A 12,494-nucleotide genomic window follows, 5' to 3' on the forward strand; every position below is an offset into this window, starting at 1 on the left:
CTGAACATACTGCCCTACTGCCTTATTCCCCTACTCACCTACTCCCCTAGGATCGCTCATGGAACTGAAATGGCTGGAAGACTTCATCGCGCTCGCTTCGACATCGAGTTTCTCTCGGGCGGCAGAGACGCGCTACGTTACGCAGTCGGCGTTTTCGCGGCGTATCAAGCAGCTTGAGGTCTGGTTGGGGGTAACGCTGGTCAACCGCGCTACTTTTCCCGCTCAGCTGACCCGTGAGGGGAAAACATTTCTCCCCGTCGCCGAGGACACCGTCCGGCAGTTTTACGCCACCCGCAAAAGTCTTCAGCCAAGTCGGCAGGGACAGAATCCAGCGCTGAAATTTTCAGCGCTGCACACTTTGACCGTGACATTCTTCCCGCAATGGCTAAAGGGGATCGATGCGGCCATCGGTAATATTCATTCGCATCTGGCGCCAGATCGCGGCGGATTTGAAGACAATATTGCCACGCTGACCGAAGGCGAGGTCGATTTCTTCCTAACCTATGCGCATCCATCAGTGCCGATCCTCATCGACCGAGAACGCTTTCCGTCCATCGTTCTGGGTACAGAGCGGCTTATTCCGGTCTCATTGCCTTCCGACGACGGGCCATTGCTGGATCGCGCGATCGAGACCGGCGCTCCGTTGCCCTATCTCAGCTATGGGGATTTTTCATTTTTCGGGGCAGCCCTGTCGCATAAATTTGCGTCCGGCCCAAATTTTTCCCGCAAGGTCGTGCATGAGAACACCATGTCCATCGGACTCAAGGCTATGGTTCAGGCCGGATGGGGGATGGCCTGGCTACCAGAAAGTCTGGTTCTGGATGAGATCAGTCGTGGCGATATGGTGCCTGCATCGGTTGATCCCTATTGGGATCTGACGACGGAAATTCGCATTTTCCGTCACGATGCACCGCTTTCGCCGCGCGCCGAAAGTCTGTGGGCCTATTTGCAGGCAAAAGACGGTGCGGTTTCAGAAAACAGCGATTGACACGGCGCTAGGCGCAGCGCTGTAAATGCTCGCACTTTATTCAGCCGGAGAGGGACATAGACGGCATGAAGATCACCATCGAACAATCGCTTGATCAGGCGGGGACGGGCGCATTCCAGCGTGGTTTGCTCGGCGTCTTCGGCCTCGTCTGGGCAGCGGACGCCATGCAGGTTCTGGCTGTCGGTTTTACCGCTGCCTCCATAGCGAAGACATTCGGGCTGACGGTGCCGCAAGCCTTGCAAACCGGCACGCTTTTCTTCTTCGGCATGCTGGTCGGTGCGGCCGTTTTCGGCAGGCTTGCCGATAGATATGGCCGCCGCCGCGTCCTGCTCGTCACGGTCGCCTGCGATGCCGTGTTTGGTTTGCTGTCGGCCTTCGCGCCCGGCTTCGAAGTTTTGCTGGCCTTGCGTTTTCTGACCGGCGTGGCGGTCGGTGGAACGCTGCCTGTCGATTATGCCATGATGGCCGAATTTCTGCCCTCCAAGAACCGTGGCCGCTGGCTGGTCATGCTTGAAGGTTTTTGGGCAGTCGGCACCGTCGTCATCGCACTTGCCGCATGGGCTGCAAGTCTTGCCGGTGTCGAGGATGCCTGGCGCTATATTTTCGTCGTCACCGCCGCGCCTGCGCTCATCGGGATCTGGTTGCGCCTCTGGGTGCCGGAATCGCCGATGCATCTTTTGAAATCCGGTCGCGCGGATGAAGCGAAATCGGTGATGAACCGCGTGCTACGCCGCAATGGCAAGCCGGAACTGCCGCCCAAGGCGCGGCTTGAAGCGCCACTTCTTGTAACGAATGAACGGCTTTTGTCGCCAAAGCTGCGCCAGCGGACACTCGCAACACTCGCGATCTGGTTTCTCGTTTCCGTTTCCTATTACGGCATCTTCACATGGATACCGGCCAAGCTCGCCGGAGACGGCTTCGGTTTCGTGCGAGGCTACGGCTTTCTCGTCGTGGTGGCGCTGGCGCAATTGCCGGGCTACGCGCTTGCCGCCTATGGCGTTGAAACATGGGGCCGTCGCAAGACGCTGATAACCTTCCTGTTCATCAGCGCAGCGGCCTGCGCCTTGTTCACGATTGCTGATAGCTCGGCTGTGGTGGGCGCGTCGATCCTCATCATGAGCTTCGCACTGCTCGGCACATGGGGGGCGCTTTATGCCTTCACGCCGGAGCTTTATCCGACAGCCCTTCGCGCCAGCGGCATGGGCGCGGCGGGTGCGATGGCGCGACTAGGTGGCCTTCTGGCCCCATCAGCATTGACCATCGTCATCAGCCAAAGCTTCAATGTTGCTGTGGCAATGTTTGCTGGGCTTTTGGCGCTGGCGGGCGTGATCGCCTTCCTGATCAATGTCGAAACGCGCCAGCAGGCTTTGAACTAGAGCATTTCCAGCAAAAGTGCGAAGCGGTTTTGCGTGGGATAATGCGTAAAACAAATAGAAAGAGCGGTCCACGATTCCGTTTTTTCCGCAACTGCTTTAAGGCTCAAAGCGCTTTTCGGAAAGTCAGATTGAGGCGAACACGGCCAACCTTGTCGTGTTTGCCATCTTTCAACGCCAATATGCCATGATGATAAAGGCGCGATGGCCCGCCCCAGACAACCACATCGCCGTGGTGCAAGGGATATTTGGTGATCGGGTCGTTGCGCTTCAGACCGCCAAACTGAAAGGTTGCCGGAAGGCCGAGCGAGACGGACACGATCGGATTGGTAAAATCACGCTCGTCCTTATCCTGATGCAAGGAGAGTTTTGCGCCGGGCTCATATCGGTTGATCAGGCAAGCATCGGGAGAAAAGTCAGCATATCCGGCCTGTTGTGCAGCGTTTTCCGCAAGATTGCGAAAGGCCTCCGGCATTGCGGGCCAAGGGGTCCCGGTTTCGGGGTCTTCGGCGCTATATCGATAGCCGCTTTTATCGGTCACCCAGCCTGCCTTTCCACAATTGGTCATGGCGACCGACATGCGATAACCGCCGGGCGTCACCATATGCCGAAACGGCGCGGCTGCACTCACCTCCGCCACTGATTTCAAAATGGCGTCTTCATCCGGCAATGCGAATCCGTGCAAAAGCACAGCGCCGGGCGCAAGAATCTCAACAGGTTCAAGCTGATCGAACAAATCTCTCATAAGGCTTTTTAGCACAAAGCGGCGTGGAAACGTCCCGAATTCTGCTTTCAAATTGAAGACCCCTTGTGGGGTCTTCGGATTGTTATCTGGTGAGACTACCAACTCACCTTGAAACCGAGGGTTCCCTTAAGGCTATAAGTATCGCCGAAATCCTCGAAGCTGGTCTTGACCACGCCTTCGCCGAAAACCGCATATTTGCCATCAGCCCAGGCATAGGTTCCGCCAGCGCCGATCCCGCCCCAGGTTTTGTCATTGCCATTTTTGAAATCAACGCCGCCAGCCCTGATCTTATAGTTGTCCATGAACTCTTGATAGAGATTGGCTGCGAGATAAAGATTGGTCTGGGTCAGCCGGTTGTAACCGTCTCGCCATGCATTGCGATATTCCGCCGCCAGCCCGATGCGGGCATTGAGACTGTCGCCATTGCGCAGATCGACGGGCACGCCTGCAACATCATGGAAGCTGTCGAAATCCACCGACGACCAGACAAGTTGCGCCTGTGGCGTAATCGACCAATGCTCGTTGACTTCAATACGGCGTCCGCCTTCGAGGCTGAGGCCATAGCCAAAGCCCTTATTGCCATCGGCCAGTGATTTTTCGAGCGTGTCGGAAACCAGCTTGCTGTCATACCAGGTCAGTTGAAGCTGTCCGTCCAGGTAGTAGCCAGTATCGCCGTACCAGGTGAGGGCGCCACCCAATCCCCAACCGTCTGTGTCGATGGTGCCATCGCCGCTAAATGACGAGATATCGCTGCTCGCTTTGCCATATTGCGCTATGAAACTGCCGATCAGGCGACCGGATTGGCTTTCCTGAAACAGCGCATCGATACCTGCCTGCATGACGAAGACGCCAATGTCCTGCGTCACACCCGCCGTGGAACCGTTGGCAGCAAATTTGCTGTGCGCTCCCTCGATGCGTCCCCAGACGCCATATTTGTCGATGGGGATATCCCGACCTGCCGTCGCATGACCGTCCTTAACATCTTCGCTCGGCATTGCATCATTGTTCCAGTATCGATTGCCGACGCGCTGCTGCAAGCTCGGCATCTGGTTCAAGGCCTGCATGTTACGCGCATAGCCTTCATAGATCGGCATTGAAGGATTGTAGCGCGTCTCGCCATTCGCCGCCGTGTTGTGCAGATAAAAGCCGCCATCGCCCGACAGAGCCACACTATTCACGGTAGGCGACGAAGAGCGTGCATCAGCTGCCGCGGCCAAGGGGGCTTCGGTCGGTTCATCGGCAGTTGCGGTGATTTCATAGGCATAGACGCCCCCTACAACAGCCGCTTCGCCATTCGCCGTTGTGTAATCGCCCGCCAGTTCGAATGTGCCCGCAGGATTGCCTGCTACCTCAATGATCTTCGTGCCATCAGCAATCTGCGTGCTGGCCTCGCCATAGGAAACCAGTCTCAACTGGCTGCTGCCGGAACTATCGCCACGGATGACAAGATGGCTGGTCTCGCTGTTATTTGCTCCCACGCCCGTGGCAATTTCGACCGTGCCACCTTTGCCGATATAATTACCTTTGACGGTCAGTGTGCCAATTCCGTTTTCGCCCGGCGCTACTACGCCACCGGTTTCATTGGTCACGGAGTTGACGCTGCCGACGCCGCTTAACCGTCCAGCCCTGGCCACACGAACAGATGTAGCATTGTCACCATCAAAAATCAGTGTGCCGCCCACGACTGCGGAGTTACCGGTAAAGCTGTTGTCACCGGTGAGACGCAATTCGCCAACGCCGCGCTTGATCAGACCGCCAATGCCCGAAATGGGATTCGACCAGATTGACGAATAGCCTTGTGTGTCGACGTCGAAACCTTCCGCATAACGAAATTTCATCGGTCCGTTGACGGCAGCGCCGAGGTTCAACAATCCCTGACCGTAAATTTCGGTGGGGCCGATATTGGTGGCAGTGGTCAGCAAGGTTTCAATGGTCTGCCGTGCATTCATGTAGGGAAAGGCCTGCCGGACGACTGCAGCAGCACCCGCCACATGCGGCGAGGCCATGGATGTACCTTGCATATATTGATAACTCCCCCCGGGATAGGTCGAGTAGATGGGGCCTCCATTATCGCCACCGGGAGCCGCCATACACCATTCGGCGGCAATACCGCAGCGATTGCTATAGCTCGCTATCTGTCTGTTCGGACCAACTGAAACGACGGCAATAAGGGAGCCTTTCAAATCCGAAAAGTCGAGATTGGCAACCGCCGGATCATTTGGTGCGAGCAGGTGAAACGTATTCGGGTTGTTCATGTCGAGATCGCGTCGGCGTCCATCCACGAACTTATATTTTCCGATTGCAGTGTTCTGCGGAGTGATTGCGGGAAACAGTGCGCTGCCACTTGGATGCGCTGACGAAATCGGCTGGACCTTGTAGTCATTGCCCGCCGCGAAAACCATGACGATATCGGCTTTTGCGGCCACTTTCAGTGCTTCATAATCATTCTTGAGATAGCCGCCATACAGGATCGGCTGATAGCTCAGCCGCTGGTAATTTGGGTTGTCGTAAGGGGTAGGAAAAACGTATGGGCCATAGCTGCCATTCAGAACCTTCACCTTGGTTGTTGACGCGTAGCGCAGCGCTCTATTGATGGCATCATATTTTCGGTCCGGTACGATGGCCCTCAAGGCAAGGATTTGTGCATCATAGGCAACGCCATGCATCCCGGTTCCGTTGCGGGCTGCGGCAATAATGCCGCTCACATGCGTTCCGTGCCCAATCGGTCTGCCATTTTGTTGAAGATCCCGAACGTCTTGTTCGCCCATATATGTGCCGAAATTTCTCGACCATGGATGCACTTTTCCGGCAAATTCCGGATGGTAGATATCAATGCCCGTGTCCAGCACGGCCACAGTGATGCCTTTGCCTGTAAAGCCGCGCTGATAGGCTGGCGTTGCGTTGATCATCGGCAAGGCCCAATTTGCCTTATATTCGGCATCGGACCTGAATGCCTTATTTGGCTCTGCCTGCTGCGCATAAGAAGATGAAGGAAATAGAATTATAGTCACGGTTAATAATCGAACGATTGGATAGAAATTCCGCATGATTCCCTCTCTCAATTGTTGATAATTTTCCCCCGCATATATTCAAGATCTAATAATATCTATTTACATCCTAATAATTAAATTCGGACTTTACTTCTTTTTATTAGGAATAAGACACATTGGTCATTTTAGAATATATTGTGCAATCGCTATGAATTGCTCCTAATCTATTGATCCCAATTAAATAATTCTGTCGAAATATTTCTTCGCAATTGCAAACAGGACAGCGCGAACAGGAGGTGAACGGCAATAAAAAACGGGGCCAAAGCCCCGTTCTTACGATCTTATCTGAGATGTTGATTTCGTCAGCTTGCTGAACCGAAGCGTTCCTCGCTGAGCGCTGCCGCCATCAGCGCTTTGGTATAGTCTTCGCGAGGATGATCGAAGATTTGCTCGGTATCGCCTTGTTCGACGATCCTGCCATTGCGCATCACGACCACATAATCCGACACGGCGCGAACCACTGCCATGTCGTGGCTGATGAACAGGTAGGAAAGGCCGTGCTCTTTCTGCAGATCACGCAAGAGCGCCACGATCTGCTTCTGCACGGAGCGGTCGAGCGCGCTTGTCGGTTCGTCCAGAACGATGACGCGGGGTTTGAGGATCATCGTGCGGGCAATTGCGATACGCTGGCGCTGTCCGCCTGAAAACTCATGCGGATAACGATTGCGCATGGAAGGGTCCAGCCCGACCTCCTTCAGCGCTTCCTGCGCCCTGCGGTCACGCTCCTTGGCGGAAAGCTGCGGTTCGTGGATCAGCAACCCTTCGGTGATGATGCGCCCAACCGTCATGCGCGGGCTGAGCGAACCGAACGGGTCCTGAAAGACGAGCTGCAATTCCCGGCGTTTGGGACGCATGGCTTGCGGATCGCGCGGCAGCTCCTTGCCGAGATAGGCGATACGGCCTTCAGAATCGAGAAGTCGCAGGATGGCGCGTCCCAGCGTGGACTTTCCCGAACCGGATTCCCCGACAATGCCGATGGTCTGACCTTCCTTGAGCGTCAGTGAGACATTATTCACGGCGGTCATATAATTGGCCGCGCCAAGCCACGGCTTGTGGATCAGGAAATTGACCTTCACATTATCGGCGCGGATCAAGACGGGCGCTTCATCCGGCGGCGGCAGCTTTTCGCCTTCCGGTTCCGCATCCAGCAACATCCGGGTGTAGGGATGCTGCGGCTCGGTAAAAAGCGTCTCCGTTTGATTGCTCTCGACCACTTCGCCGGAGCGCATCACATAAACCCGGTCGGCAAAACGGCGCACAATGCCGAGATCATGGGTAATGAACACAACGGCCATACCAAGACGCTGTTGCAGATCGGCGAGAAGGTCGAGTATCTGCGCCTGAATAGTAACATCGAGCGCTGTAGTCGGCTCGTCGGCAATCAGGATATCCGGCTCATTGGCGAGCGCCATGGCGATCATCACGCGCTGCCGTTGCCCGCCGGACAGCTCATAGGGATAGCTGTCAATGCGGCGTTCCGGCTCCGGAATGCCGACAAGTTTCAGCAGTTCCAGAATGCGCGGACGCGCCTGCTTCTTGCTCATGCCACGGTGATAGCGCAGCGGCTCCGCGAGCTGGTCGCCGATGCGATAGAGCGGGTCGAGCGAGGTCATCGGCTCCTGAAAGATCATGGTGATTTTCGCGCCGCGAATAGTATTCAGCGCCTTGTCGGACATGCCGATCAGGTCCTGACCGCGATAGAGCGCCTGTCCCGTTGCCTTGCCGTTGCGCGCCAACAGTCCCATCAGCGCCATGGTTGTCTGGCTTTTGCCGGAACCGGATTCCCCCACAATGGCCACCGTTTCACCGGCCTTGACGTCGAGGTTGATACCACGCACAGCCGGAACGGGACCATCATGGGTATCGAAGGTTACGCGCAGATCGCGAACGCTCAGAATGGTTTCCTTCGTCATCTCAGCGATCCTTCGGGTCAAGACTATCACGCAGGCCATCGCCCAGAAAGTTCAGCGCAAACAGAATGATGGTCAATGTTGCGGCGGGCCAGATCAACTGCCAGCTCGCGCCGCGCATGTTCTGGGCACCTTCCGAGATCAGCAGACCGAGCGAGGTGAGGGGGTCTTGCACGCCGAGGCCGAGGAAGGAGAGGAGGCTTTCCAGTAAGATGGCTTTCGGCACCAGCAAGGTGACGAAGACGATCACCGGGCCGAGCGCATTTGGAATGATATGGCGGGTGATAATCCCCCGTCGCGTCGCGCCAAGCGCTTCCGCCGCCTGCACGAATTCCTGCCGCTTAAGGCTCAATGTCTGTCCGCGCACGATGCGCGCCATATCCAGCCATTCCGTAGCACCAATGGCGATGAAGATGATGAATATTGACCGCCCGAAGAAAACAAGCATCAAAATTACGAAAAAGATGAAGGGCAGCGAATAGAGAATATCGACAACACGCATCATGACATTGTCGATACGTCCGCCGAGATAGCCGGAAATCGCGCCGAAGGAGACACCCAGCACCAGCGACATGGCCGAGGCCAGCAAGCCAATCGCCAGCGACATACGCACCCCAATGAAGATGCGCGTCAACAGATCGCGACCGAGATTATCGGTGCCCAGCAGGAAATAATTGCGCGTCACATCAAGCGTCAGCTTGCCACTCAGACCGTCGGCGGCCAGTTCCACCTTCGGATTGCTGAACAGGTCGGAGCGCTGGAAATAACGCAGAACACGGTCGTCGGTCGGGCGCTGCGCCGTGAAATCGACAACGATGGTGTTGCCAGTCAGTTCAGGCTCTGCGGAGGCCTTCAACCGCGCACGAGCCAGTTCCCGCTCAAGCCCCGGCAGGATCGTATCCGCCCGCGGATAGGCCTCGAGGCTTGGCGCAACGCGCACGAACTGCGGATAGATTTTGTCATAAGGATGCGGGCTGAGCATCGGCCCGAAAATACCTGCAAGAGCCAGAACCATGAGCACTATTGCGCTGGCGACGGCAGCCTTGTTCTTGCGCAGGCGCAGCCATGCGTCCTGCCAGAGCGAGCGGCTTGGCATGCTCAATTCGGCAGTTTCCGTTGGTACGGTCAGATCAGTCATAGCGAACCCTCGGATCAAGCCATGCATAGAGAAGATCAACAATCAGGTTGAACACAACGACGAAGATCGAGATCACCACAACCGTGCCCATGACGAGCGTGTAGTCGCGGCTGAGTGCGCCTTGCACGAAATATCGGCCAATGCCCGGAATACCGAAGATCGTTTCAACCACAACTGAGCCAGTGAGGAGGGCGGCAGCAGTTGGTCCGAGATAGGAAACAGCGGGCAGCATGGCGGCGCGCAATGCATGCACGCCAACCACGACACGCGACGGCAGGCCATAGGCGCGGGCGGTACGAACATGATTGGCGCGCAGCGCTTCAATAGTTGCACCTCGCACCAGACGCGCAATAACCCCTACTTGCGGCAAGGCAAGCGTCAACACCGGCAATATCCAGTAGGTGACATTGGCCGATGACCAGCCTCCTGCGGGAACCCAGCCCAGAATGACACCGAACAGCAAGCTCAGTAGCGGGGCGACAACGAAATTGGGCGTTGTGATACCGAAAGTCGCGAGCGCGACCACGAAATAATCAACAGCGGAATTCTGCTTCAGCGCGGCAAGCGTGCCGAGAAACGTGCCGATGATCGCGGCCAGCGTCAGACCCAGAGTGCCGAGCATGATCGACACCGGCAGACCAGAAGCAAACAGGTCGTTTACGGAAAAATCGCGGCGCGTGAAGCTCGGGCCGAGATCGCCCTGCACGAGATTGCCAAGATACACCAGATACTGTTGCCAGAGCGGCGCATCCATATTGTAGGCGCGCTTGAGGTTCGCGAGGATCAGCGGATCGAGGGGGCGTTCGAGGTCGAATGGACCGCCGGGTGCAAGGCGGATGAGGAAGAATGTCAGAGTGATGATAATGAAGATCGTGGGTATCGCACTACCCAATCGTCGGAACGTGTAGCCCAGCATGTCTTTGTCCCTTCTTTGCCTGACAGCACAGAGCCGCCGGGCAAATCCCACTAAGGGCTTTTAGATTATTGTTTTCTAATATTTTTTCCGTTGTCATCTGTTGCCGAATGAAAACGGAAACGCTGGCAGGAGAGGGGTGTCTAGCTCTCTTCCGCCCAAAAAAAGGGCCGCGCGATCAAGCGCAGCCCTGTCTAAAATTACTGTTTGAGGGAAAGCCAGCGGGTCTTGTGGCTGTCCATAAGGTTGTCGTTCCAACCGGCGACATTATCGGAAACGAGCGCGCGCGACGAATAATAGAGGATAGGAATATTGCCCACTTCGTCGAGCTGGATTTTTTCGGCTTCGCCCAAAACCTTGGCGCGTTCACCCAGATCGGTGGTCTTTTCCGCCTTGGCCATCAGCGCGTCATAGTCTGCGTTCTTCCACTTGGAATAGTTGAAGCTGACATTTCCCTGGCTGATGAACAAGAAGTTCTGAGGATCGTTGTAGTCGCCAATCCAGCCGGCACGCGCGATATCGAACGGCCCGTCATCGCGCATGAAGTTGAAGTAGGTGGCGCCTTCAGTTTCATTGAGCGAGGCCTTCACGCCGATATTGCCCAGCATGTCGGCAATGGCCGCCATGGTGTTCTTGTTGTTTTCGGACGTGTTGTAGAGCAACTCGATCTTGAGCGTATTGGGCTCGACACCCGCTTCTTTCAGAAGCTCCTTGGCCTTGTCCTCACGCTCCAGCATGTCGTCGGAATAATCGAGCTTCGGCGCGTCTTTCAGATAGTTGGCTATACCGGGCGGCACCATGGAATAACCAGGCAGCATGGTTCCCTGCCAGACCTGATCGGCCAGAAATTCACGGTCGATAGCCAGCGATATCGCCTGACGCACTTTCACGTCTTTTAATTTGCTGTCGGCCGACTTACCCTTGACCGGCAGGTAATAGACGCCGAGATAAGGCGCCATGCGGAATTCCTTGGCGAGATTTTTCTTCACATAGTCCATCTGCTCGGCGGGAACGTCGGAACAAATCTGCACTTCTTTGGCTTCGAAGCGACGCATGCAGCTGGCGCGGTCCTCAAAGGGAATCCAGTTTACCGTATCGATCTTGACCTGATCGGCCTCGTAATAATACGGGTTCTTTTTCATAACGATCTTGTCGTTCGGCGTGAAGCTTTCGAGCATATAAGCGCCGTTGGTCACCATCTTGCCAGGCGTGGTGAACTTGTCGCCATTGGCCTCAACGCTTTTCTGATTGAGCGGAAAGCCGGTCTGGTGCGTCAGAAGTTCTAGAAAATATGGAGCAGGGGCATTCAGTGTGATCTTAAGCGTGTGGTCGTCGACAGCTTCGACGCCAAGCTGGTCGACAGGCTTTTTACCGCCTGCAATATCTTCAGCGTTCTTGATGACAAACAGCATGCTGGCATAACCGGCAGCCGTTTTGGGGTCCATCAGACGGCGGAAGGTAAACTGGAAATCACCTGCTGTTACCGGATCGCCGTTTGACCATTTGGCATTGTCGCGCAGATGGAATGTGTAGACAGTCCCGTCTTCGGAAATATCCCATGACTTGGCGACACCAGGAATTGCCTTGCCGTCCGCATCCTGAATGGTCAGACCGTCATAGAGGTCGCGCAATACGTTGCCTTCGGCAACAGTGGACGTCCGGTGATGATCGAGCGTTGCCGGATCTGTATCGTTACCGCGATTGAGAACCGTCTCGGCGGATGCCGCACCTGCCAGCGCCAGAAGACACACGCCTGTCAGTAGAAATTTCCGATACATTTAAGAACCCCTCCTTTGAAATTTATGAAATGCCCTGCATCTTATGGATAAGCGGATCACATGCAAGCGAACTTAGCAACACATTGAATTAATACAAATAATCAAAAAATTGGGAGCAAGTTCAATGCCTGGAAACGGGTACGGGAATTCTAATTTTCATGCAATTAAGATGCATTGTTCGACCGTAATTTTTGTCAAAAATCTCCGTAAATTCCGGGTGTTGAGTGCTGCAATTGACAGTTTAAGGCAAAGAAACCGAGGTTCGATTCGCCTAAATGTTCACCGTCGAAATGGCTGGGGATAACCTCCCATCGGACACTCGTAATCCATGCGTTTCTCATCACCGTTCTGCGGCATTTACGTTTCACGGCGCTGTCGGTGGTTAGTCCCGAATAGCGTAAACGCCCGATTTCGAGTTGATCGTAGATCGCGGGCTAGATAGTTCCATAACATACGTTATGCAATTCTCACCTGTAGCCGGGTACATTCTATTTTAAACTGCAACATGCCAATGAATTCATGATGTTAGCCATGGAGGAAATTGGATGTCGAATTGCTATTCACAGATCACTTTGCGTGAACGTCGCCGTCTTTTCGAG

8 protein-coding genes are annotated in these 12,494 nt (G+C 55.2%); 2 read left to right on the forward strand and 6 right to left on the reverse strand.

Annotation, left to right across the window (positions count from 1 at the left end; all coding sequences use genetic code 11):
* The first annotated feature begins 58 nt into the window (after nucleotides 1-58).
* Both JAU75_RS18060 and JAU75_RS18065 read left to right on the forward strand, forming a co-directional pair.
* Nucleotides 59-988, forward strand: a complete 930-nt coding sequence (locus JAU75_RS18060; RefSeq protein WP_199057855.1) for a LysR family transcriptional regulator — start codon at nucleotides 59-61, stop codon at nucleotides 986-988.
* A 65-nt stretch (nucleotides 989-1,053) separates the two neighbouring features.
* Nucleotides 1,054-2,364 (forward strand): MFS transporter, encoded by a 1,311-nt coding sequence (locus tag JAU75_RS18065; RefSeq protein ID WP_199057856.1) that lies wholly within the window; start codon nucleotides 1,054-1,056, stop codon nucleotides 2,362-2,364.
* 103 nt (nucleotides 2,365-2,467) lie between these two features.
* On the opposite strand, the gene alkB is transcribed toward JAU75_RS18065, so the two are convergent.
* The 6 genes from alkB to JAU75_RS18095 form a co-directional block, all read right to left on the reverse strand.
* Nucleotides 2,468-3,106 carry a DNA oxidative demethylase AlkB gene (gene alkB / locus JAU75_RS18070; RefSeq protein ID WP_199057857.1) on the reverse strand — a complete coding sequence of 213 codons (639 nt, stop codon included), beginning with the start codon at nucleotides 3,104-3,106 and terminating at the stop codon, nucleotides 2,468-2,470.
* 95 nt (nucleotides 3,107-3,201) lie between these two features.
* Entirely contained in the window at nucleotides 3,202-6,015 is a 2,814-nt protein-coding gene (locus JAU75_RS18075) for an autotransporter outer membrane beta-barrel domain-containing protein (RefSeq protein WP_199057858.1), read from the reverse strand.
* A 443-nt stretch (nucleotides 6,016-6,458) separates the two neighbouring features.
* Entirely contained in the window at nucleotides 6,459-8,069 is a 1,611-nt protein-coding gene (locus JAU75_RS18080; protein ID WP_199057859.1) for an ABC transporter ATP-binding protein, read from the reverse strand.
* 1 nt (nucleotide 8,070) lies between these two features.
* The gene (locus JAU75_RS18085; protein ID WP_199057860.1) at nucleotides 8,071-9,204 is read right to left on the reverse strand and encodes an ABC transporter permease subunit; all 1,134 of its coding nucleotides are present in this window, start codon (nucleotides 9,202-9,204) and stop codon (nucleotides 8,071-8,073) included.
* Nucleotides 9,197-10,120, reverse strand: coding sequence for an ABC transporter permease subunit (locus JAU75_RS18090; RefSeq protein ID WP_199057861.1), 924 nt, complete (start codon nucleotides 10,118-10,120; stop codon nucleotides 9,197-9,199). The genes JAU75_RS18085 and JAU75_RS18090 overlap by 8 nt, the downstream gene beginning before the upstream one ends.
* Before the next feature lie 197 nt (nucleotides 10,121-10,317).
* Complete coding sequence (locus JAU75_RS18095) at nucleotides 10,318-11,895, reverse strand: peptide ABC transporter substrate-binding protein (protein ID WP_199057862.1); 1,578 nt, start codon at nucleotides 11,893-11,895, stop codon at nucleotides 10,318-10,320.
* Between the last annotated feature and the right edge of the window lie 599 nt (nucleotides 11,896-12,494).

It is taken from the genome of Ochrobactrum sp. Q0168, from assembly GCF_016427605.1.
Classification (GTDB): domain Bacteria; phylum Pseudomonadota; class Alphaproteobacteria; order Rhizobiales; family Rhizobiaceae; genus Brucella.

Bases quoted from the DNA above. Each gene is read 5' to 3' on its own strand.
- JAU75_RS18060 (WP_199057855.1), top strand. From the start codon at position 59: ATGGAACTGAAATGGCTGGAAGACTTCATCGCGCTCGCTTCGACATCG.
- JAU75_RS18065 (WP_199057856.1), top strand. From the start codon at position 1,054: ATGAAGATCACCATCGAACAATCGCTTGATCAGGCGGGGACGGGCGCA.
- alkB (WP_199057857.1), bottom strand. From the start codon at position 3,106: ATGAGAGATTTGTTCGATCAGCTTGAACCTGTTGAGATTCTTGCGCCC.
- JAU75_RS18075 (WP_199057858.1), bottom strand. From the start codon at position 6,015: ATGATCAACGCAACGCCAGCCTATCAGCGCGGCTTTACAGGCAAAGGC.
- JAU75_RS18080 (WP_199057859.1), bottom strand. From the start codon at position 8,069: ATGACGAAGGAAACCATTCTGAGCGTTCGCGATCTGCGCGTAACCTTC.
- JAU75_RS18085 (WP_199057860.1), bottom strand. From the start codon at position 9,204: ATGACTGATCTGACCGTACCAACGGAAACTGCCGAATTGAGCATGCCA.
- JAU75_RS18090 (WP_199057861.1), bottom strand. From the start codon at position 10,120: ATGCTGGGCTACACGTTCCGACGATTGGGTAGTGCGATACCCACGATC.
- JAU75_RS18095 (WP_199057862.1), bottom strand. From the start codon at position 11,895: ATGTATCGGAAATTTCTACTGACAGGCGTGTGTCTTCTGGCGCTGGCA.